The following is a 20,584-nucleotide window of genomic DNA, read 5'->3' on the forward strand; positions in this document are numbered from 1 at the left end:
ATCACCCGCCGGCGAAGGGCGGCAGCACCTCGACGGTGCCGCCGTCGGTCATCCGCGCATCGCGACCCACCTTCCGCCCGTCGAGCAGGAAGCTCGCGACGCGCGCCACCCGGGCGAGGTCGGGGTGGTCGGCGACGGCCGCGTCGACGACCTCGCCCACCGTCGCGCCGGTGCGCGCCTCGCTGTCGACGCCGGCCGCCGCACGGGCCGCGGCCCAGTAGCGCACGGTGACGGTCGCGAGAGCCGGCCCGGTCGTCCCGACCGTGCGCGACTCGGGTCCACTCGGGGCCATCTCACTCCGTCTCATCGTTGGTGCGGTCTCATCCGCTGGTGACCAGTCTCGCCTATCCTGCATGAGATGGCCCGACTGCTGCTGCTCACCAACGCGCTGGCCCCCAGCGCCGAGGTGCTGCCTGCCCTCGGGCTGCTGAGCCACACGGTGCGCATCCTGCCCGCCGAGGCCACCGCCCTCGTCGACTCGCCCGACTGCGACGTCGTGATCATCGATGCGCGACGGGAGCTGGCGAGCGCACGCTCCCTGTGCCGGGTGCTGCGTACGACGGGGATCGGCACCCCCCTGCTGGCCGTCCTCACCGAGGGCGGCCTCGCTGGTCTGACGGCCGAGTGGGGCCTTGACGACGTGCTGCTCGACACGGCCGGGCCCGCGGAGGTCGACGCCCGCCTGCGCCTCGCCATGACGAAGGGTCAGGACGACGACGCCGACCTCGACCTGCCCATCACCTCGGGCGAGCTCGTCATCGACGAGGCCTCCTACTCCGCGAAGTTCCGCGGCAGCCCGCTCGACCTGACCTACAAGGAGTTCGAGCTCATCAAGTACCTCGCGCAGCACCCGGGACGCGTCTTCACCCGCGCCCAGCTGCTCCAGGAGGTCTGGGGCTACGACTACTACGGCGGCACCCGCACCGTGGACGTGCACGTGCGGCGCCTCCGCGCCAAGCTCGGGCCCGACCACGAGGCGCTCATCGGGACGGTCCGCAACGTCGGCTACCGCCTCGTGCCCGACCGCGCCGAGGCCCCGGCCACGCAGCCCGCCGACGCCTGAGTCGACCCGCCCCACGGGACGCACCACCCGGCATACGCCCAGGGGAACGGAGAGACGGCCCGGCTCCACCAGGAGCCGGGCCGTCTCTCCGTTCACGGACGCGTCAGACGGTCACGGGGTGTAGGTGACCCGGTCCAGCGGCGGCGGGGTGTAGGGCGACTTGGCCGTCAGGTAGTTCGCGAAGGCGTCGATGTCGAGCCCACCGAAGTACTTGCCGGTCCCGTCCCGGAACGCCGGGAACCCGTCTCCGCCGTCGGCGAGGAAGTTGTTGGTCACGACCCGGTAGGTGGCGGCCGGGTCGACCGGGACGCCGTTGATCTTGACGTTGCTGACCGACACGCGATTGTGCGTGTAGGTCAGACCGGCGCTCGTCGCGAGGACGTACGGACGGGTCGGTGCACCCGCGGAGTTGACGAACTGCTGGTTCAGCACGGCGACGAGCTGCTGGCCGGTCAGGCTCAGCGACACGAGGTAGTTGTTGAACGGCTGCACCGTGAAGGCGGCCTCGTAGGTCACGTCGCCCGCGGAGTTCTCCTGCAGGTCGGCGCGGATGCCGCCCGCGTTCATGAACGACACCACCGGCGCGACGCCACCCGGGGGGATCGTCGAAGGGTCCGCCAGCTGGGCGTCCGCGATGAGGTCACCGAGAGGGGACTCGCCCGCGTCGTTGGCCGTGCGGCTGACCGAGGAGCCTGCCACTTGACCGATGACCTTGTTGGCGATGGTGGCCACCAGCGTCTTGTACTTGGCGATGAGCGCTGTCTCTCCGGCGTCCTTCGCCACGTCCCGCGAGACGATCCGGTTGACCGAGTCTGCCATCGTCGGGCGGATGATGTCGGACGTGCGGCGGTCGTACTTGACGTTGGTCTCGGTGTAGAGGCGACCGAACGACGAGGCCGAGGTGACGAGGCGCGGCTTGTTGGCCTTGTCGGGGAGTGCACAGACGTAGGGCTGGTGTGTGTGGCCGGAGACGATCATGTCGATGGCCGGGTCGAGTCGACTGTTGATGTCGAGGAGCGGGCCCGAGAGCGTGCCCCCGCGACCGCACACGTAGTCATAGTCGGCGCTGACCTGCGACGTGACACCGGTCGCCGGGTCGGTCCACGGCATCCGGCTGAGGTTGCCGCCCTCGTGCAGGAGCACGACGATCGCGTTGACGCCCTGCGCCTTGAGGACCGGCACGAGCGCGTTGGCCGTGTCGGCCTCGTCCTTGAAGGAGAGCCCGGCGACGCCGGCGGCCGTGACGATGCTCGGGGTGCCCTCGAGCGTCATGCCGATGAAGGCGACCTTGGCACCGTTGAACTTCTTGATCGTGTAGGCCGGCAGGATCGGCTTGCCCGTGGCGGTCTCGATGACGTTGGCAGCGAGGTAGGGGAAGGACGCGCCGGCAAAGGAGCCGTCGGGGCACGAGTTCTGGTTGTTGAGGCCGTCACCGTCGTCGATGCAGCCGCCCGCGTCGAGGCGCTGGAGCTCGCGGTAGCCCTCGTCGAACTCGTGGTTGCCCACGGCCGCGACGTCGAGGCCGAGCTCGTTCATCGCCTCGATCGACGGTTCATCGTGGAAGGCCGCCGACAGCAGCGGCGTGGCACCCACGAGGTCACCCGCGGCGACGGTCACGGTGTTCTCGTGCCCGACACGAGCCGCCTTGAGGTGGGTCGCGAGGTACTCCACACCTCCGGCATTCGGCCCGGACTCGAGGATCTCGGTCACGTTGCCGTCTTTGTCGGTGTCGGCCGAGTCGACGAAGTGACCGGTGACGACACGAGCACTGGAGCCGCTCGGCGTCTCGAGGTTCCCGTGGAAATCGTTGAACGACAGGATCTGGATGTCGATCTGCGTCTTGCCCGGTGCGTTGCTCGCGTCCGGTGCGGCGGCGAGGGCCGGTGCCGCGAGGGCCGCGGCGCAGATCCCTGCGACGGCGACGCCCATGGTGCGGCGGGTGGTACGGGACATGTCTTCCCCTTGATCAGCGGTGTGGATCGCGTGCCCATCGGCACCCACGGGAGGCTAGTGCCAGGAGAGTGCCGGGAGGGGCTTGCTGCGTGACGGTGTTGTGAACTGCTGGCACGGCCAGGTGCCCCGGTGCCGACTCGAGTGCCGACTCGAGTGCAGAACCGGTGCCGTGAGCTGCGTGCAGGGCCCCCGAGCCCTGACCGGACCCTAGCCGGAGCGGGCGACGGGCGGGAGTCCCCCGCCGGGTCGTTGTGGTGGAATCGCCGTATGCCGCGCCCCACCGTCGCCCTGCGCGACACGACGACCCCGCTCACCCCGGACGAGTCCGCCGCCGTCCTCGCGCTGGCCGCGGAGGCCGCCGACGCGGACGGGTCGGAGCCGCTCTCGGAGCAGTTCCGCCTGTCCGCGCGGTCCCGGGAGCACGACGGGGTCGGTCACCTCCTCGCGCTCGGGCCCGACGGGACGCTCGTCGGCTACGCCCAGTCACGCTCGGGCGAGGGACCACCGTCGGGCGAGCTCGTCGTGGCGCCGGGGTCGCGCCGGTCCGGGGTGGGCACGGCGCTGCTCGCGCGCCTGCCGGACGGCATACGCCTGTGGAGCCACGCGACGGGAGCGGCGGCCGACGCCGCCACGGCGTTCGCCCGCGCCACCGGGCTCGTGCCGGTGCGATCGCTCCACGTCATGGGCCGCTCGCTCCGCGACGGGACCCCTTGGCCGGCCGCGTCGCTCGACCCGAGGTATGCCGTCCGCTCCTTCGAGCCCGGACGTGACGAGGACGCGTGGCTGGCCCTCAACGCGGCGGCGTTCGCGCACCACCCGGAGCAGGGCTCGCTGCGTCGGGCCGACCTCGACCAGCGGATGGCCGAGCCGTGGTGGGACCCGGCCGGGCTCGTCCTCGTCGTCGAGGCCGCCGACCCCGACGTGCTCGCCGCCTCCCACTGGACCAAGGTCGACCCGCCGGACGGTGACGTCGGCGAGGTCTACGTCGTGGCCGTCTCACCCGACCGGCAGGGCCAGGGGCTGGGGCGCGCGGTCACGGTGCTGGGCCTGGACCACCTGCGCTCGCTCGGCCTGGCGCGCGTCGTGCTCTACGTCGACGAGGACAACGTCGCGGCCGTGCGCACCTACGCCGCCCTCGGCTTCGAGGACGTCGAGGTGCACCGGCAGTTCGCTCGGGCGAGCGAGGCGGGCGACGCGGCGGACCAGGTGGGTGGGGTCTCCTCGCCCGCCGTCGGCTGAGACGAGTTCACCCCCACGTCGCCTTTCGGTGCCACGATGGTCGCATGAGCACCGGCAGCCTCACCTCCACCGACCTGGACGAGCAGGACGTCGCCACGGCGGACGCCCGCGACGCGAGACCGGACGAGGCCTCCACCGAGGGCGTCACCGAGGGTGCGACCGAGTCGGCCGGCGAGTCGGCCAGCGAGTCGGCCGAGGTCAGCTCGTTCACGAGCACCGTCCCCAACCGGCGCATCCCGGCCCGCGCCCCGAACGGACGGTTCGTCGGCGCCGGAACGCAGGGCGACGACGAGGACGACCTGCCGGCAGACCGCTACCTCGAGCGCGAGCTGTCCTGGCTGCAGTTCAACGAGCGGGTGCTCCAGCTCGCCATGGACCCCGCCGTGCCGCTCCTCGAGCGCACCCGCTTCCTCGCGATCTTCGCCAACAACCTCGACGAGTACTTCATGGTCCGCGTCGCGGGCCTCAAGCGCCGCATCGCCACGGGGCTGGCCGTGCGCACCGCCGCCGGCCTCGAGCCGCGCGAGCTCATCGAGCGCATCGCCCGGCTCGCGCACGAGCTGATGCAGCAGCACGCCGGCGTCTTCCAGCACGACGTGCGGCCGTCGCTCGAGGAGCAGGGCATCACCGTCGTGCGCTGGGACGACCTCGACGAGGACGACCGCGAGCCCCTCCACTACTTCTTCGCCGAGCGCGTCTTCCCCGTGCTCACGCCGCTCGCCGTCGACCCGGCGCACCCGTTCCCCTACATCTCCGGACTGTCGCTCAACCTCGCGGTGCTGCTCCAGAACCCCAAGACGGGCACCGAGCACTTCGCCCGCGTCAAGGTGCCGCCGAGCCTGCCGCGCTTCATCCTCGTCGAGGAGGACCTCGACGCCGACGTGGTGCGCAAGCGCTTCGTGCCGCTCGAGGACGTCATCGCGAGCCACCTCGACCAACTCTTCCCCGGGATGCTCGTGCAGGAGCACTTCAGCTTCCGCGTCACGCGCAACGAGGACCTCGAGGTGGAGGAGGACGACGCCGAGAACCTCCTCACCGCCCTCGAGAAGGAGCTGACCCGGCGCCGCTTCGGTCCGCCCATCCGGCTCGAGGTCGAGGACGACATCGACCCCAAGGTCCTCGACATGCTCGCCCGCGAGCTCCAGATCAGCGACCGCGAGATCTACCGCCTGCCGACGCCGCTCGACCTGCGCGGCCTCTTCACCATCGCCGACGTCGACCGCAGCGACCTCGAGTTCCCGAAGTTCTTCCCGCGCACCCACCCGGACTTCGCACCGACCGAGAGTGCCAAGGCGATCGACCTGCTCACCGCCGTGCGCCAGAAGGACGTGCTCGTCCAGCACCCCTACAACTCGTTCTCGACATCGGTGCAGGCCTTCATCGAGCAGGCCGCGAACGACCCGAAGGTCCTCGCGATCAAGCAGACGCTCTACCGCACCTCGGGTGACTCCCCGATCATCGACGCCCTCATCGACGCCGCCGAGGCCGGCAAGCAGGTCCTCGCCGTCGTCGAGATCAAGGCCCGCTTCGACGAGGTCAACAACATCTCGTGGGCCCGTCAGCTCGAGCAGGCTGGTGTCCACGTCGTCTACGGCGTCGTCGGCCTCAAGACCCACGCGAAGCTGTGCCTCGTCGTGCGCCAGGAGTCCGAGGGGCTCGTGCGCTACTGCCACATCGGCACCGGCAACTACAACCCGAAGACGGCCCGCGTCTACGAGGACTTCGGCCTCTTCACCACCGACCCCCAGGTCGGCGAGGACCTCTCGCGCCTCTTCAACCTCCTCTCGGGCTTCGCGCCCCGGAGCAAGTTCAAGCGACTCCTCGTCGCGCCGCGGTCGGTGCGCTCGGGCCTCATCGACCTCGTCGACGAGGAGATCGAGCTGCACCAGTCGCGCCGCGACGGCGCGCCGGACGGCCGGATCGTCATCAAGGCCAACTCGATCGTCGACGAGGCACTCATCGACGCGCTCTACCGGGCGAGCATCGCCGGGGTCAGGGTCGACATCTGGGTGCGCGGCATCTGCGCGCTGCGTCCCGGCGTCGAGGGCCTGTCCGAGAACATCCGGGTGCGCTCCATCCTCGGCCGCTTCCTCGAGCACTCGCGCGTCTTCTGGTTCGACCACGGGGGCGACCCGCAGGTCTACATCGGCAGCGCCGACATGATGCACCGCAACCTCGACCGCCGCGTCGAGGCACTCGTGCGCATCGTCGAGCCGAGCCACGTCGTCGAGCTCGCCGACCTCATCGACCTCGCCTTCGCCGAGACCACCTCGCGCTGGGACCTCGGCTCCGACGGCCGCTGGGTGCGCCACCACCTGTCCGAGTCCGGCGAGCCGCTCGACGACCTCCAGGAGAGGCTCATCGAGCGCCACGACAAGCGCCGCCGCAAGGCCCGCCGCCGCTGAGCACCACTGGCTCGACGGCTCGACGGCGCGACGGCGCGACGGCGCGACGGCGCGACGGCTCGAGAGTCAGCCCGCGTGGCTGTGCAGATCCGGCGCGCCGCTCAGCCGGTCACGGTGTCACCGTGGCGATGGGCGACGCGCCACTGGCCGTCCTCGAGTCGGTACACCTGTGTCGCTCGCAGGGTGTATGTCCGCGGCTGCCCGTCGACGGAGGCCGACGTGTGCTCGAAGCCTGCGGTGTAGGCCATGTCGCCCGTCACGTCGTGTGCGACGAGCTCGAACGCGTACGAGGTGCACTCGGAGAACGACCTGCCGAGCGAGGCGAACAGCTCGTCGAGCTCTTGCTGCCCCCGTGCATTCCCCCAGGCACCGAGCACGCTCACCGGCTCTCGGCGCGACCACAGCGCCCGTCTGGGCGTGGGGTCGCCGTGGTGCAGGGCCACCTCGGCGTCGTACAGCTCGGTCTTCACCCACGTCAGAAAGTCGTCGTCGTCGCTCATCCATCCATGATGCGCCGGCCGCGCGCCAAGGCGCCGCGCCTTGTCCGCCTCAAGGACCTGCTGGGCCGACGCGCGTACGGGCGGGTTGTGGCGCTCGGGGCGCCCAGCGCCCCGGCATCAGGCAGACTGGCGCGCGTGGCCTCAGTGATCCCCGCCGCCGGCACGCTGCCCTGGCGGCGTCGCGACGGACGTCTCGAGGTCGCCCTCGTGCATCGCCCGAAGTACGACGACTGGTCCTGGGCCAAGGGCAAGCTCGACCCCGGCGAGCATCCCTGCGTCGCGGCGGCCCGCGAGACCCTCGAGGAGACCGGACTCGTCGTGCGCCTCGGCGTCCCGCTGCCCTCGGCCGAGTACCCCGTCCTCGACCCGACCGGCGGCCCGGCCACGAAGCAGGTGCACTACTGGTCGGCCCGCGTCACCGGCGGCACCGGCGCGCTCGAGCACGAGATCGACGAGGTCGCCTGGGTCGACGTGCGCACGGCACACGACCGGCTCGACTACGCCCGCGACCGTGAGCAGCTGCTCGCCCTCGTGCGCGCCGAGCGTGCCGACGAGCTGCGCACGTGGCCGCTCGTGTTCGTCCGGCACGCCAAGGCGACACCGCGGGGCAAATGGCAGGGTGACGACCGGCGACGGCCGCTCGACGCCGTGGGGCGCGCCCAGGCGGACACCGTCGCCGCCGTGCTCGGGGCCTACGGCGTCACCCGTGTCGTCTCGTCGTCGTCCGCGCGCTGCGTCTCGACCGTCGAGCCGTATGCCGCCGGGCGGGGACTGCGCCTGCGCACCCGTGACGTGCTGTCCGAGGAGGGCTTCGCGGAGAGCCAGGTCGGGGCCGTCGGCCAGGTGCAGCGTCTGCTCGAGCGCGGTGACCCGGCCGCGCTCTGCAGCCACGGGCCCGTGCTGCCGACCCTCCTGGGCCTGCTCCACACCCGAGTCGCGCACTCCCTGGAGCGCGTCGGCGTCGCGGAGCTGCTGCACGCCGCGGCGGAGGAGGCCATGCACAAGGGCGAGGTGCTCGTCTGCCACCTGGTCGGGCGAGGAGAGGACGCGCGCGTCGTCGACGTCGAGCGCATCGACACCTGACGCGCCGGCCGGAGCTTCGAGGACCCCTCTCGGCCACTTTCGGGCCTGCCGAATCCTTCATCGTCGGGCGGCCGGGGCCGCCCCGCATCTCGAGCCGGCACCCCACCCCAAGACGTCGCCCCGCGTTCACCCTGCGTTAACCGCACGTGGACGACTCGTCATCCGGCCCACCTATGTTCGCGGTGGATCAACGTCCAGCAACGTCGCTCGGATCTGACCGAACGACCACCAGGTACACCCCATCGAGAGGGATCACACTCGTGTCTGTTTCGCGTATCAGCGCTCTCGGCGCCATCGCCCTGTCCGGCGCTCTTGCGCTCTCGGCCTGCGCGTCCGAGAACAACGGCGCCACCCCCGGTGCCGGCTCGACCGCTGCTGGCTCGACCGCCGCCGGCGACTGCTTCAGCGGCGACCTCAAGGCCGAGGGCTCCTCGGCCCAGAAGAACGCCATCGACGAGGCCATCAAGGCGTACCAGACGGCCTGCGCCGACGCCAACATCGACTACCAGCCCACCGGCTCCGGTGCCGGCATCAAGCAGTTCATCGCCAAGCAGGTCGACTTCGCCGGGTCCGACTCGGCGCTCAAGACCGAGCCCAAGGACGGCAAGATCGAGGCCGACGACGCCAAGGCGTCCTGCGGCACCGAGGCCTGGAACCTGCCCATGGTCACCGGCCCCATCGCGATCGCCTACAACGTCAAGGGCGTCGACAAGCTCGTGCTCAACGCCGAGGTGGCCGCGAAGATCTTCGACGGCAAGATCACGACCTGGAACGACCCGGCCATCGCCGCGCTCAACAAGGGCGTCACGCTTCCCGCGACGCCGATCAAGGTCTTCTTCCGCTCCGACGAGTCGGGCACGACCGAGAACTTCACGAAGTACCTCAAGGCCGCCGCTCCCGACGCCTGGTCCTACGAGACCGGCAAGAAGTGGACCGGCAAGGGCGAGGGCAAGGAGAAGTCGGCCGGCGTCGCCACCGCGACGAAGGGCCAGGACGGCGGCATCACCTACGTCGAGCTCTCCTACGCCCAGCAGAACCAGCTCCCCATGGCCCAGATCGACACGGGTTCCGGTCCCGTCGAGCTGACCGCCGAGTCGGCCGGCAAGACGATCGCCACGGCCAAGCAGACGGGCATGGGCAACAACCTCGCACTCAAGATCGACTACGCCACGAAGGAGGCCGGGGCCTACCCGATCGTCCTCGTGACCTACGAGATCGTCTGCTCGAAGTACGCCGACGCCGAGACGGGCAAGAAGGTCAAGAGCTTCCTCAAGACCTTCGCCTCGGACGAGGTCCAGAAGGGCCTCGAGGCCAAGGGCTACGCCCCGCTGCCGACCGAGGTCGCGACCAAGGTCCAGGCCGCGGTCGACGCGATCTCCTGAACCGCCTGACCCGGCCGGAGCGATCCGGCAGGGTCGTCCACGCAGGGGTGGGCGCCACACTCGGCGCCCGCCCCTGTGCCAGTGCCCCGCAACCGAAGGAAGAGGCCTCCACGTGTCGACAGTGACGGGTGTGTCCGCCGCGGACCAGACTCCCGGGCCCGACGGGCGCCGACCCATGCAGGCGGACCAGGCCTCCACCGGTCGCGTCGGCGACCGGCTCTTCGGCGGAGCCGCCACCGTCTCCGGCGTCCTCGTCATCGTCCTCGTGTCCCTCATCGCGATCTTCCTCATCGTCCAGGCCGTGCCTGCGCTGATGGACAACTCGGCGAACTTCTTCACGAGCCGCGTCTGGGCGCCGGGTGGTGAGCAGCCCGCGTTCGGCATCCTCGAGTTCCTCTGGACGACGGTGACCGCGTCGACGATCGCCATGGCGCTGTCGGTCCCCGTCGGCGTCGCGGTCGCGCTCTTCCTCACGCAGTACGCCCCGTCGTGGATGCGGAGGCCCGCAGCGGGCCTCGTCGACCTGCTCGCCGCCGTGCCCTCGATCGTCTACGGCCTCTGGGGCCTCATCGCCTTCGCGCCCGTGTTCAAGCCGGTGCAGTCGTTCATCCAGGACAAGCTCGGCTGGTTCCCGCTCTTCGCGCCGACCGGCATCAGCGGCGGGACCATCTGCTTCATCGGCGTCGTCCTCGCCATCATGGTCCTGCCCATCGTCACGGCGCTCTCGCGCGAGGTCTTCGACCAGACGCCGACGGCCCACAAGGAGGGCGCTCTCGCGCTGGGCGCGACCCAGTGGGAGATGATCCGCACAGCCGTGCTGCCCTTCGGCCGACCCGGCGTCATCTCCGCGTCGATGCTGGCCCTGGGCCGAGCCCTCGGCGAGACGATCGCCGTCACGTTCCTCGTGTCGGCCCTCGCCGACGGCAACCCGTGGTCGTGGTCGCTCTTCAACGGCGGCGAGACCTTCGCGTCGAAGATCGCGAACAACGCCTCTGAGTTCAGCAACCCGAACAAGACCGGTGCCTACATCGCCGCCGGGCTCGTCCTCTTCGTGCTGACCTTCGTCGTCAACAGCATCGCCCGCGTGGTCATCGAGCGCAGGAAGGCCTTCACCGAATGAGCACCGCCACCGACCGCCGCGTCCCCGACGACCAGGTCGTCCCCGGGGAGACGTCGACGCCACCCGGCGGCCGTTCGGGCCGGGAGGCCCTGTCCGAGATGAGCAACCCCCACCGGGCTCGCGCCGTCAAGGACGTCGTCGCCAAGGTCGTCATGTGGGCCGCCTTCTTCCTCGCCATGGTCCCGCTCGTGTGGATCCTCGGCACGGTCGTCGCCAAGGGCTTCCACATGCTCACGACGGCGACGTGGTGGACCGGCAACCAGCGCAACATCAACTCCGACGACTTCGGTGGCGGAGCGCGGCACGCGATCGAGGGCACCCTCCAGATGGTCGGCTTCACCGCCCTCATCGCCGTGCCCATCGGCATCCTCACCGCCGTCTACCTCGTCGAGTACGGCCGCGGGCGCCTCGCCAAGGCGATCAGCTTCACGGTCGACATCCTCTCGGGCGTCCCGTCCATCGTCGCGGCGCTGTTCATCTACGCCGTGTGGGTGACCGCCTTCGGCTTCAGCCGCTCGGGGTTCGCCGCCGCGCTCGCGCTCGTGCTGCTCATGATCCCGGTCATCGTGCGGTCCACCGAGGAGATGCTCAAGCTCGTGCCCAACGAGCTGCGGGAGGCGGCGTACGCCCTCGGCGTGCCCAAGTGGGCCACGGTCGTCAAGATCGTGCTGCGCACGGCGTTCTCCGGCATCGTCACCGGAGTGCTCCTCGGCATCGCCCGCGTCATGGGCGAGACGGCGCCACTGCTGATCCTCGCCCCGTACACGAAGAACTTCCAGCGCGACCTGTTCAACGGCAACTTCCCGACGCTGCCGATGATGATCAACCAGGACCGTGGCGACTTCGCGCTCGCGACCGCAGCCGAGCGGATGTGGGGCGCGGCCCTCACGCTCATCCTGCTCGTCCTGCTCCTCAACGTCATCGGCCGTGTCATTGCGCACTTCGGCGCCGTCAAGAAGTAAGAGAAAGCGATATCTGAACGATGGCTAAGCGAATCGACGTCACCGATCTCAACGTCTACTACGGCTCCTTCAAGGCCGTCGAGGGCGTCTCGATGACGGTCGAGCCCCGTTCCGTCACGGCCTTCATCGGGCCGTCCGGCTGCGGCAAGTCGACCTTCCTGCGCACCCTCAACCGGATGCACGAGGTGATCCCCGGCGGTCGCGTCGAGGGCAAGGTCATGCTCGACGACCAGGACCTCTACGCCAGCTCGATGGACCCCGTGACCGTGCGGCGCACGGTCGGCATGGTCTTCCAGCGGCCGAACCCCTTCCCGACGATGTCGATCTACGACAACGTCGCGGCGGGCCTGCGGCTCAACGGTGTCAAGAACAAGAAGACCCTCGACGGCATCGTCGAGCAGTCGCTCAAGGGAGCGAACCTCTGGACCGAGGTCAAGGACCGCCTGAGCAAGCCGGGTGCCGGCCTCTCCGGTGGCCAGCAGCAGCGCCTGTGCATCGCCCGGGCGATCGCCGTGCAGCCGCAGGTGCTCCTCATGGACGAGCCGTGCTCGGCCCTCGACCCGATCTCGACGCTCGCCATCGAGGACCTCGTCAACGAGCTGAAGAACGACTACACGATCGTCATCGTCACGCACAACATGCAGCAGGCGGCGCGCGTGTCCGACCGCACGGCCTTCTTCAACCTCAAGGCCACCGGGGAGCCGGGTCGGCTCGTCGAGATCGACGACACGACGCGGATCTTCAACAACCCGACCGAGCAGGCCACCGAGGACTACATCTCCGGCCGCTTCGGCTGAGCCGCGGGACCACCGGCCCGTTTGGCGGACCGCTCCACGCACGACAGTGCCCACCTGACCGTCGAGGTCAGGTGGGCACTGTCGTATGCCGTGGGCGCGGTCGCGCGCGGCGGTCAGCGGAAGATCGAGCTGGCGTACCAGGCGAGGACGGCGACGAGACCGGCGCCCGGGAAGGTGAGCACCCACGCGCCGACGATGTTGCCGGCCACGCTCCACCGCACGGCCGAGAGCCGCTTGGTCGCTCCGACGCCCATGATCGCCGAGGTGATCGTGTGCGTCGTCGAGATCGGGGCACCGAGTGCGAGACCCGCGACGTAGAGGATCGAGGCCGCCGTCGTCTCGGCCGCGAACCCCTGGGGCGGCGTGAGGTCGATGATGCGCCGCCCCAGCGTGCGCATGATGCGCCAGCCACCGGCATACGTGCCCGCGGAGATCACGAGGGCCGACAGCACGAGGACCCAGATCGGGACGGTGGTGCTGTTGTGGTAGCCGGAGATGTTGAGGGCGAGCAGCACGACACCGGCGGTCTTGGCGGCGTCCTGGAGGCCGTGGCCGAAGGCCATCGCGGCAGCGGACGCGGTCTGCGCCAGGCGGAAGCCGCGCGTGACCCGGCCCGGGTTGGCGTTGCGGAAGATCCAGAAGATGGCCGTCATGAAGAGGTAGCCGACGACGAGCCCGATGAGTGGTGAGGCGATCATCGGGATGATGACCTTCTCCCAGATGACGGCCCACTTCACGGCGACGCCGGCCACGAGCGCGGCGCCGGCGAGACCGCCGATGAGGGCGTGCGACGAGGACGAGGGTAGGCCGAACCACCAGGTCAGCAGGTTCCAGCCGATGGCGCCGATGAGGGCTGCGGCGACGAGCCAGAGCCCGTCGACGCCCTCGGGCTGCTCGATGATGCCCGAGCCGATGGTTGCCGCCACCTTGGAGCCGAAGAAGGCCCCGAAGAGGTTGGCGATGGCGGCCATGGCAAGCGCCACGCGAGGCGTCAGGGCCCGGGTCGAGACCGAGGTCGCGATCGCGTTGGCGGCGTCGTGGAAGCCGTTGGTGTAATTGAAGCCCATGGCCAGTGCGATGACCGCAGCGACCCCGAGGACGGGGATGGTGGTGTCCATCAGCGGGTCAGGACTCCTTGACCGCGATGCCCTCGACCACGTGGGCGACCTTCTCGAACGCGTCGGCGGCGTTCTCGAAGCCGTCGACGATGGCCTTGACCTTGATCACGTTGACCGGGTCGGGCGAGTTGTTGAAGAGGGCGGCCACCATCTTGCGGTGGAGGGAGTCGGCCTGGTTCTCGAGACGGTTGATCTCGATCCAGTAGCTCTTGAGGTCCTTCATCGAGCGCAGGCGCGGCATCGCCTCGGCGGTCACCTCGGCCATGCGGGCCAGGATCTCGAACTGCTCGGCAAGACCCTCGGGGATCTCACCCATGCGGTAGAGCACGATGAGGTCGGCGGTCTCCTCGATGTAGTCCATGCAGTCGTCGAGCGACGCGGCGAGGTTGTGGATGTCCTCGCGGTCGAAGGGCGTGATGAACGAGCTGTTGACCTTGTTGATGAGCTCGTGCGTCGCGTCGTCGGCTGCGTGCTCGAGGTCCTTGAGTCGGTCAGCCACCGCCTGCCGCTTGGCGGGCTCCACCTCGAGGAAGCGGGTCAGCTCCCGGGTCGCCTCGACGAGGAGTTGGGCGGAAGAGGTGAAGAGGGAGAAAAAGCTCGTGTCCTGGGGTGTGAGGCGAAAACCCACGGGGGCGCTCCGGTCGATCGAGGTCTGGTCCGGGGAAGATGCTACGGCGTAGAAGTCACTCCGGCGCAACCCGGCGTCGATCCGGTGTTCATCCGGACCTGCCTGGCTGCGGCCGGGGCGACGAGCCGGGAGCATGCCGCAGCATCCGGTCGTGCGTGCGGACGGGAACGGGTCACTCCCCCGGCGGCGTCGGCGGGACGTCCGACGGGGTGCCGGAGACGTCACCCGGGATGCCGAGGAGCTCGTCGACCTCGTCGAGAGTGAAGTGACGCGGGCTGGAGGATGCAGCCACCACGAGGTCGCTCACGAGCTCGATCTCGTCGGCGAGTGCGACATCGAGCAGGTCACCGGACCGCTCCTCCTCGGGCGTCATGGGTCCAATCTAGGCGTCTGCCTGGTGGTCGGTGGGGCGAAGGCCCAAACGAGATGGGGGCGTGACCCCTTGCGGTGGACCGACGCCGAGCGTGCTCGGGCGAGGAGGTTGCGTCGGGTCGGGAGCGCCTCTCGGCACAGGGCCGCTCGTAGCGGCTGAATTTGGGACCCGGGGCTACCGCGACCCGACGCGCGTCAAGGATAAAGCCGCCCGAACGGATCACCAAAGAGGTGCGGGCGCAAGACCCGTCGGTCGCCGGCTCAGTCGAGCGCGTCGGCGCGCCACAGGCGAGCGCAGACGGTGAGGTCCTCGGCCATGACGAGGACGTTGGCCGCCTGCTCGGCGGACTCGTCGCCCGACGAGATGTCGGCGCGACCGGCGGAGACGACGCGGCAGAACGCCGAGGCCCGCTCGAGTGCGACGGCGAGGTCGCCCTCGAAGACGCCGCGCAGCACCTCGTCGATGACGCGACCCATCTCCTGGGGTCCGGGGGGCTCGGCGGCACCGGCCACGGCGTGGTTGGGGCCGGTGAAACGGATGCCGGCGGCGTACTCCCGGCTCGCCTCGTCGGGCGCCCGCTGCACCCATTCACGGAGCACGTAGAGGCGCCACAGCGCGCCCGGGAGGGAGCGGGCCGGGCGCTGGGACCACAGCTCGGCGAGCGTCGACAGGCCGATGTCGTCGACGAGTGCGACGAGCTTCTGCGTCACGGCGGGGTCGGACGCCGCGCGTCCGGCGTGGACGAGCGCGAGGGCCGTCTCGTGGGCGACGTGGATCTGCTCGGTGGGGTCGTAGGCAGGACCGTGCGCCTCGAGGGCCGCCTCGCTGAAGAAGGCGGGCCGCCTGGGGGCGCGGTGGTCGCTCTCACTCATCCCAGCAGGCTAACCCCCGGCACCCACGGCGCCGGTCTGGCACGCTGCGCTCGTGAGCTCCCTCATGCCGCGCCTCGACCGCGTCACCCGCACGTTCTGGCGCACGACGGGTCGGCCCGTCGAGCTAGCGGGCGCGCAGGCCTGGCTGGACGCGCCGGTCCACGACGGTGCCGTCGTCGGCGACGCGTGGCTGGCGAGCGCCGCGGCACGGTGGGGCGGCGAGGTGCGCGAGGACGTCGACGGCGCCGGCCTGCTCCCCGACCTGGGCGTGCTCGACGGGCCGGGCTTCCGCGCCGCAGCCCTGCATCCCGACGTCCGCGACTTCTACGAGCACACGTCGCGCTGGCGGATGGAGGTGTGGACGCAGTGGACCGCGGCCTTCCAGCCCGGCGGCGAGCTCGTGTCGCGCTTCTTCGGTCGACGCGTCCAGCAGCTGGCGCTGCCCATGCGCCCCCTCGACGTCGCCCACGGGATGGACAGCCGGGTCGCCGTCATCTCCGACGACAGCGGTCGGCAGCGGGCCGCCGGCTGGATCCGCTCGTTGCGCTCGACCGGCGAGTACGTCTACAGCGGGTGCTACGCGAGCCGGGTGCTGCCGGGCGCCGACCGCCCGAGCGTCCACGTGACCTTCCCGCTCGAGGCCGGCAACGTGCAGGTGTTCCTGCGCCCCACGGCCCTCCCGGACGGGTCGCTGCAGCTCGACTCGCCCCCGGGGCCGTTCGGCAGCGACGGCGCGTACGTCGTGGTCACCGACGACCGCCGCGCCCACGCCTCGCGGGCGCCCGTCCACGAGCGCTTCCGCGTCTACGTCGACGGCGAGGGCGTTCTCCGCACCGACCACGAGCTGAGGATGTGGTCGGCCACCGCGGTTCGCCTGCACTACAAGCTGACCCGCGTCAGCTGACACCGTCAGCCGGGAGCATGCCGTCCGCCCCGCTGACGAGGACGACGTGGAGGGTGCGCGGGCCATGGACGCCCTCGACGCGGCTCAGCTCGATGTCGCTCGTCGCCGAGGGCCCGCTGATCCACGTCGTCGGGCGTGACGGGTCGAGTCGCCTGAAGGCGGCCGGGACGTCGTCGACGACCTGGTCGGCGCGGACGACACAGACGTGGAGGTCGGGCACCAGCGTCAGCACCCGCCGCCCCTCCCCCGGCCCGTGCGAGAGGACGATCGTCCCCGTCGTCGCGATCGCGACGGTCGCCGTGGTGACCACGGCCGTCGTCGCGTCGAGGTCCGCCGCGCTGAGGGCCGCGTCCGGGACCGCGCCGGGGACGGCATACGGCATCCCGTCGGGGACGACGACGGTGGCGCCCTCGGGAAGGGCTGCCTCGATGGCGGCGTCGACACCGTCCGGGCCGCACCGCACGACGGTGGCGCGATAGTCGGCCACCCGCTCGGCGAAGAGGTCGACGTCACCGTCGCGCTCGGGCCGGTCGAGCGCCGGGACGTCGACGGGACGCCGCGCCGACGCGATGGCGTCGCGGACCGCACCGAGGATCTCGTCGCGGGCGCTCACCGCGTGCCGCCGTCGGTGCGCTTCCACCAGGCGCGGAACGACTCCGCGGGCGGCGCGGGCAGGTCGCGCGCGTCGGTCCATGCGGCGCCGGGGCCGGGCAGGCGACCGAGGAGCCGTCGGCCACCGGCGCGCCTGTCACGACGAGCGATCCGCGAGATCGCGTCGTGGGCTCGACCGGCCAGGCCCGAGGCACGCTCGGCTGCGGCGAGACGCTCCCCGGACCCGAAGGTTGCGGCGGCCGCGCGCATGGCAAGGGCTTCGGGCTTGGGGACCCCCGACCGGTGGGCGTCGACGACCTGGGCGCGCAGGTCGACGAGGACGCTGGGGATGTCGATCCGCACGGGGCACGCCTCGAAGCACGCACCGCAGAGCGACGAGGCATACGGCAGGGAGTCGGTCTGGTCGTCGTGGCCGACACCCTTGAGGAGCGGGTTGAGGATGGCGCCGATGGGGCCGGGGTAGACGGAGCCGTAGGCATGGCCGCCGGTGCGCTCGTAGACAGGGCACACGTTGAGGCAGGCGGAGCACCGGATGCAGCGCAGCGCCTGGCGGCCGACCTCGTCGGCGAGCGCGCGCGTGCGGCCGTTGTCGAGGAGGACGACGTGGACCTCCTGCGGCCCGTCGCCGGGCGTCACCCCGGACCACGTCGAGGTGTAGGGGTTCATCCGCTCCCCCGTCGACGAGCGCGGCAGCAGGGTGAGGAAGACGTCGAGGTCGGTCCACGTGGGGACGACCTTCTCGATGCCGACGACCGACACGAGCACCTCGGGGAGGGTCAGGCACATGCGGCCGTTGCCCTCGGACTCGACGACGACGAGGGTGCCCGAGTCGGCGACGGCGAAGTTGGCGCCGCTGACGCCGACCTTCGCGCGGAGGAACCTCTCGCGCAGGTGCAGGCGGGCCGCCTCGGCCAGGCGGGCCGGGTCGTCGGTGAGGTCAGCAGGGGCGGCCCGGCCGACGCGGCCCATCTCGCGCTCGAAGACGGCGCGGATCTCGGCTCGGTTGCGGTGGATGGCGGGCACGAGGATGTGGCTCGGGAGGTCGTCGCCCAGCTGGACGATGAGCTCGGCGAGGTCGGTCTCCCACGCCGAGATCCCTTGTGCCGCAAGGTACTCGTTGAGCTCGACCTCCTGCGTCGCCATCGACTTGACCTTGACGACCTCGTCGACCCCGTGGGCCCGGGCGACCTGCGCCACGACCTCGGACGCCTCCTCGGCGGTGCGTGCCCAGTGCACGATGGCGCCTCGTGCGGTGAGGGACTCCTCGAGCCGGACGAGGTGCTCGTCGAGGTGGAGCAGGACGTCGTCCTTGATCGCGGCGGCCCGGAGGCGCAGCGCCTCCCAGTCGTCGACCTCGGCGACGACGGCCGCGCGCTTGGCCCGGATCGTCGTCGTCGCATGGGCGAGGTTGGCCCGCAGCTGCGTGTTGGCGAGGGCGGCGCGAGCGGCGGTCGGGAACGGCGGCATACCGACGAAGGTGCGGCTCATCGGGCGCCCCCGTGCGTCGCGCCCTCCGTCGAGGCGAGCACCTCGGCGAGGTGCATGACGCGGACCCCGGCTCGTTGCCGCGTCAGCAGGCCACCGATGTGCATGAGGCACGAGCTGTCGCCGGCGACGAGGACCTCGGCTCCCGACTCACGCACGTGCCGAGCCTTGTCGGCGCCCATGGCGACGGAGGTGTCGGCGTTCTTGAGCGCGAAGGTGCCTCCGAAGCCGCAGCACTCCTCGGCCCGCGGGAGGTCGAGGAGTCGGAGGCCGCGCACCGCGCGCAGCAACCGCTCGGGGCGGTCACCGACGCCGAGCATCCGCAGCGAGTGGCACGTCGGGTGGTACGTGACGGAGTGCGGGAAGGAGGCGCCGACGTCGTCCACCCCGAGGTCGTCGACGAGGAACTCGGACAGCTCACGCACCCGCGGCGAGATCTCGGCGACGGCGGCCACGAGGCCCTCGTCGCCCGAACGGCGCGCGACGATGGAGTGCTGGTGGCGGGCAGAACCGGCGCAGGACCCGGACGGCGTGACGATCGCGTCGTAGCCCTCGAACGCCCGTACGAAGGTGCGCACGACCGGGACGGCCTCGTCGAGGTAGCCCGTGTTGACCATCGGCTGGCCGCAACAGGTCTGGGCCGCGGGGAACTCGACGTCGACGCCCAGCCGGCGCAGCAGCGTGACGACGGCCTTGCCGGCGTCCGGGAACATCGCGTCGTTGAGGCAGGTCACCATCAACGCCACACGCATACCCACACCCTCGCACAGCGCAGGTGGACGATGAGGTGAGTCGTCCGCGCCACCTGGGCGCGGACCCGGACGGTGGAGGTCGTCATGAGCGTCAAGGTGGAGCTGTCGGAGCTGGGCGAGGCAATGGGGCACCACGACTACGCGTTCCTCGTGTGTCTCGGCGAGGAGCGGCCGCACGTGCTCGGGGTGCGGCCACGTCTCGACGGCGACCGTCTGCTCGTCGACCGCATCGGCTCGACGGCCACGCGCCTCGTCGGCGAGCACCGCGGCGTCACGTTCGTCTTCCCGCCGCGGGAGGCCGGCGACCGGTCGCTCCTCGTCGACGGCACGGTCGCCGAGATCGGGGACGGAGAGCTCGTCGTGACGCCCGAGGGAGCCGTGCTCCACCGCCCCGCCTGAGGGTCTGCCCCGCCCGGTCCGGCCGGGCTGATCTGTTCAGCCCTTGTGCAATGTTGAGACTTTGTCTAAGGTTCCTCACGTCGGTCAAGCAAGCGCCGCCACCCACATCCCTGGATGGAGCAGACATGACCGACCCTTCGCGCGGTCCCCGCAAGGACGCCCGCACCCGTGACCTCATCACCACCGTCCGCACCTCGCACTCCGAGACCGAGAAGGCGCAGGCCCTCGAGACGGTGACCCGGCTGCACATGCCACTGGCCCGGTCCCTCGCCCACCGCTACGCCGGGAAGGGCCTCGACCGGGATGATCTCGAACAGGTCGCATTCCTCGCTCTGCTCAAGGCGATCCAGCGTTTCGACCTCTCCCAGGCGACCGAGTTCGGCGCCTACGCGACGCCCACCATCACCGGTGAGCTGCGCCGCCACTTCCGCGACCACGGCTGGCTCGTCCGGCCCCCGCGCGGCCTGCAGGAGCGGCGCCAGCTCGTCACCGACGCCCGCACGCGCCTCGAGCAGACGCTCGGCCACGAGCCCACCCAGGACGACCTCGCCACGGCTCTCGAGCTGACCCTCGAGCAGGTCAAGGAGGCGCAGGTCGCCTCGACAAACCTTCGGCCGGCCTCGCTCGACGCCACCACGACCGAGGGCGGCCGTCCGGTTCTCGACCTCGTCGACGCCCGCGCGGAGCACCACTCGGACCCGAGCCTTGACGACGGGATCGTCGTTCGGACAGCGCTCAAGCGGCTGCCCCCGCGCGACCAGGAGATCGTCGAGCTGCGCTTCGCCCACGACATGACGCAGGCCGAGATCGCCCAGACCATGGGCCTCAGCGCCATGCAGGTGAGCCGGCTGCTGCGTCGGGTCCTCGCCGAGCTGCGCGGCCACCTCGAGTCGGCAGAGCTCATGAGCGCCTGACGGGCGGACCTCCCGGTCCGGGA

At 70.9% G+C, this 20,584-nt stretch carries 21 protein-coding genes; 11 read left to right on the plus strand and 10 right to left on the minus strand.

Annotated elements, in window-relative coordinates; genetic code table 11:
• Position 1: 1 nt before the first annotated feature.
• Positions 2-292 carry a MoaD/ThiS family protein gene (locus ASH01_RS04150; protein WP_056771655.1) on the minus strand — a complete coding sequence of 97 codons (291 nt, stop codon included), beginning with the start codon at positions 290-292 and terminating at the stop codon, positions 2-4.
• Between the two features lie 66 nt (positions 293-358).
• Between ASH01_RS04150 and ASH01_RS04155 the strand changes: the two genes are divergently transcribed.
• On the plus strand, positions 359-1,063 hold the full coding sequence (locus tag ASH01_RS04155; RefSeq protein ID WP_056771658.1) for a response regulator transcription factor: 705 nt from the start codon (positions 359-361) through the stop codon (positions 1,061-1,063).
• Between the two features lie 111 nt (positions 1,064-1,174).
• On the opposite strand, the gene ASH01_RS04160 is transcribed toward ASH01_RS04155, so the two are convergent.
• Entirely contained in the window at positions 1,175-3,016 is a 1,842-nt protein-coding gene (locus ASH01_RS04160) for a bifunctional metallophosphatase/5'-nucleotidase (RefSeq protein ID WP_056771662.1), read from the minus strand.
• Between the two features lie 267 nt (positions 3,017-3,283).
• On the opposite strand from ASH01_RS04160, the gene mshD reads away from it, so the two are divergent.
• Both mshD and ASH01_RS04170 read left to right on the plus strand, forming a co-directional pair.
• A complete protein-coding gene (gene mshD / locus ASH01_RS04165; RefSeq protein ID WP_056771665.1) occupies positions 3,284-4,255 on the plus strand; it encodes a mycothiol synthase in 972 nt (323 codons plus the stop codon).
• 44 nt (positions 4,256-4,299) lie between these two features.
• Complete coding sequence (locus ASH01_RS04170; RefSeq protein ID WP_056771669.1) at positions 4,300-6,660, plus strand: RNA degradosome polyphosphate kinase; 2,361 nt, start codon at positions 4,300-4,302, stop codon at positions 6,658-6,660.
• Between the two features lie 101 nt (positions 6,661-6,761).
• Here ASH01_RS04170 and ASH01_RS04175 read toward each other — a convergent pair whose 3' ends face one another.
• Positions 6,762-7,160 carry a nuclear transport factor 2 family protein gene (locus tag ASH01_RS04175; RefSeq protein ID WP_056771672.1) on the minus strand — a complete coding sequence of 133 codons (399 nt, stop codon included), beginning with the start codon at positions 7,158-7,160 and terminating at the stop codon, positions 6,762-6,764.
• A 135-nt stretch (positions 7,161-7,295) separates the two neighbouring features.
• On the opposite strand from ASH01_RS04175, the gene ASH01_RS04180 reads away from it, so the two are divergent.
• From ASH01_RS04180 to pstB, 5 genes are all read left to right on the plus strand, one after another.
• A complete protein-coding gene (locus ASH01_RS04180) occupies positions 7,296-8,243 on the plus strand; it encodes an NUDIX hydrolase (RefSeq protein WP_056772684.1) in 948 nt (315 codons plus the stop codon).
• 260 nt (positions 8,244-8,503) lie between these two features.
• Positions 8,504-9,625, plus strand: coding sequence for a phosphate ABC transporter substrate-binding protein PstS (pstS, locus tag ASH01_RS04185; RefSeq protein WP_056771675.1), 1,122 nt, complete (start codon positions 8,504-8,506; stop codon positions 9,623-9,625).
• Positions 9,626-9,737: 112 nt separating this feature from the next.
• Positions 9,738-10,745, plus strand: coding sequence for a phosphate ABC transporter permease subunit PstC (gene pstC / locus ASH01_RS04190; RefSeq protein WP_056771677.1), 1,008 nt, complete (start codon positions 9,738-9,740; stop codon positions 10,743-10,745).
• Positions 10,742-11,707 carry a phosphate ABC transporter permease PstA gene (gene pstA, locus ASH01_RS04195; RefSeq protein WP_056771680.1) on the plus strand — a complete coding sequence of 322 codons (966 nt, stop codon included), beginning with the start codon at positions 10,742-10,744 and terminating at the stop codon, positions 11,705-11,707. Before pstC ends, pstA begins: the two co-directional genes overlap by 4 nt.
• Positions 11,708-11,727: 20 nt before the next feature.
• On the plus strand, positions 11,728-12,504 hold the full coding sequence (gene pstB / locus ASH01_RS04200) for a phosphate ABC transporter ATP-binding protein PstB (protein WP_056771683.1): 777 nt from the start codon (positions 11,728-11,730) through the stop codon (positions 12,502-12,504).
• A 113-nt stretch (positions 12,505-12,617) separates the two neighbouring features.
• On the opposite strand, the gene ASH01_RS04205 is transcribed toward pstB, so the two are convergent.
• The 4 genes from ASH01_RS04205 to ASH01_RS04220 all read right to left on the minus strand — a co-directional run bounded on the left by ASH01_RS04205 (position 12,618) and on the right by ASH01_RS04220 (position 15,495).
• A complete protein-coding gene (locus tag ASH01_RS04205) occupies positions 12,618-13,622 on the minus strand; it encodes an inorganic phosphate transporter (RefSeq protein ID WP_056771687.1) in 1,005 nt (334 codons plus the stop codon).
• Between the two features lie 7 nt (positions 13,623-13,629).
• Positions 13,630-14,250 carry a DUF47 domain-containing protein gene (locus ASH01_RS04210; protein ID WP_056771690.1) on the minus strand — a complete coding sequence of 207 codons (621 nt, stop codon included), beginning with the start codon at positions 14,248-14,250 and terminating at the stop codon, positions 13,630-13,632.
• A gap of 172 nt (positions 14,251-14,422) precedes the next feature.
• Positions 14,423-14,623: a hypothetical protein gene (locus ASH01_RS04215; RefSeq protein ID WP_056771692.1), complete on the minus strand. Its 201-nt coding sequence runs from the start codon at positions 14,621-14,623 to the stop codon at positions 14,423-14,425.
• Between the two features lie 260 nt (positions 14,624-14,883).
• Complete coding sequence (locus ASH01_RS04220) at positions 14,884-15,495, minus strand: hypothetical protein (RefSeq protein WP_056771694.1); 612 nt, start codon at positions 15,493-15,495, stop codon at positions 14,884-14,886.
• 52 nt (positions 15,496-15,547) lie between these two features.
• Between ASH01_RS04220 and ASH01_RS04225 the strand changes: the two genes are divergently transcribed.
• Positions 15,548-16,399 (plus strand): hypothetical protein, encoded by an 852-nt coding sequence (locus tag ASH01_RS04225; RefSeq protein ID WP_235509521.1) that lies wholly within the window; start codon positions 15,548-15,550, stop codon positions 16,397-16,399.
• Here ASH01_RS04225 and ASH01_RS04230 read toward each other — a convergent pair.
• From ASH01_RS04230 to ASH01_RS04240, 3 genes are read right to left on the minus strand one after another with little or no spacing between them, the layout of a single operon-like run.
• Entirely contained in the window at positions 16,392-17,012 is a 621-nt protein-coding gene (locus ASH01_RS04230) for a LutC/YkgG family protein (protein ID WP_056771699.1), read from the minus strand. The genes ASH01_RS04225 and ASH01_RS04230 overlap by 8 nt on opposite strands.
• Positions 17,009-18,499, minus strand: coding sequence for a lactate utilization protein B (locus ASH01_RS04235; RefSeq protein WP_056771701.1), 1,491 nt, complete (start codon positions 18,497-18,499; stop codon positions 17,009-17,011). Before ASH01_RS04235 ends, ASH01_RS04230 begins: the two co-directional genes overlap by 4 nt.
• Entirely contained in the window at positions 18,496-19,248 is a 753-nt protein-coding gene (locus tag ASH01_RS04240) for a (Fe-S)-binding protein (protein WP_056771704.1), read from the minus strand. The genes ASH01_RS04235 and ASH01_RS04240 overlap by 4 nt, the downstream gene beginning before the upstream one ends.
• 84 nt (positions 19,249-19,332) lie before the next feature.
• Between ASH01_RS04240 and ASH01_RS04245 the strand changes: the two genes are divergently transcribed.
• Entirely contained in the window at positions 19,333-19,647 is a 315-nt protein-coding gene (locus tag ASH01_RS04245; RefSeq protein WP_156415408.1) for a pyridoxamine 5'-phosphate oxidase family protein, read from the plus strand.
• A 125-nt stretch (positions 19,648-19,772) separates the two neighbouring features.
• Complete coding sequence (locus tag ASH01_RS04250) at positions 19,773-20,561, plus strand: sigma-70 family RNA polymerase sigma factor (RefSeq protein WP_056771706.1); 789 nt, start codon at positions 19,773-19,775, stop codon at positions 20,559-20,561.
• The last annotated feature ends 23 nt before the right edge of the window (positions 20,562-20,584 follow it).

The sequence above is a fragment of the Terrabacter sp. Soil811 genome (genome assembly GCF_001429655.1).
In the GTDB taxonomy this organism is placed as follows: domain Bacteria; phylum Actinomycetota; class Actinomycetes; order Actinomycetales; family Dermatophilaceae; genus Terrabacter.

Bases quoted from the DNA above. Each gene is read 5' to 3' on its own strand.
- ASH01_RS04175 (WP_056771672.1), bottom strand. From the start codon at position 7,160: ATGAGCGACGACGACGACTTTCTGACGTGGGTGAAGACCGAGCTGTAC.
- mshD (WP_056771665.1), top strand. From the start codon at position 3,284: ATGCCGCGCCCCACCGTCGCCCTGCGCGACACGACGACCCCGCTCACC.
- ASH01_RS04170 (WP_056771669.1), top strand. From the start codon at position 4,300: ATGAGCACCGGCAGCCTCACCTCCACCGACCTGGACGAGCAGGACGTC.
- pstA (WP_056771680.1), top strand. From the start codon at position 10,742: ATGAGCACCGCCACCGACCGCCGCGTCCCCGACGACCAGGTCGTCCCC.
- ASH01_RS04235 (WP_056771701.1), bottom strand. From the start codon at position 18,499: ATGAGCCGCACCTTCGTCGGTATGCCGCCGTTCCCGACCGCCGCTCGC.
- ASH01_RS04220 (WP_056771694.1), bottom strand. From the start codon at position 15,495: ATGAGTGAGAGCGACCACCGCGCCCCCAGGCGGCCCGCCTTCTTCAGC.
- ASH01_RS04150 (WP_056771655.1), bottom strand. From the start codon at position 292: ATGGCCCCGAGTGGACCCGAGTCGCGCACGGTCGGGACGACCGGGCCG.
- ASH01_RS04160 (WP_056771662.1), bottom strand. From the start codon at position 3,016: ATGTCCCGTACCACCCGCCGCACCATGGGCGTCGCCGTCGCAGGGATC.
- ASH01_RS04215 (WP_056771692.1), bottom strand. From the start codon at position 14,623: ATGACGCCCGAGGAGGAGCGGTCCGGTGACCTGCTCGATGTCGCACTC.
- ASH01_RS04205 (WP_056771687.1), bottom strand. From the start codon at position 13,622: ATGGACACCACCATCCCCGTCCTCGGGGTCGCTGCGGTCATCGCACTG.
- ASH01_RS04245 (WP_156415408.1), top strand. From the start codon at position 19,333: ATGAGCGTCAAGGTGGAGCTGTCGGAGCTGGGCGAGGCAATGGGGCAC.
- ASH01_RS04240 (WP_056771704.1), bottom strand. From the start codon at position 19,248: ATGCGTGTGGCGTTGATGGTGACCTGCCTCAACGACGCGATGTTCCCG.
- ASH01_RS04155 (WP_056771658.1), top strand. From the start codon at position 359: ATGGCCCGACTGCTGCTGCTCACCAACGCGCTGGCCCCCAGCGCCGAG.
- pstB (WP_056771683.1), top strand. From the start codon at position 11,728: ATGGCTAAGCGAATCGACGTCACCGATCTCAACGTCTACTACGGCTCC.
- ASH01_RS04250 (WP_056771706.1), top strand. From the start codon at position 19,773: ATGACCGACCCTTCGCGCGGTCCCCGCAAGGACGCCCGCACCCGTGAC.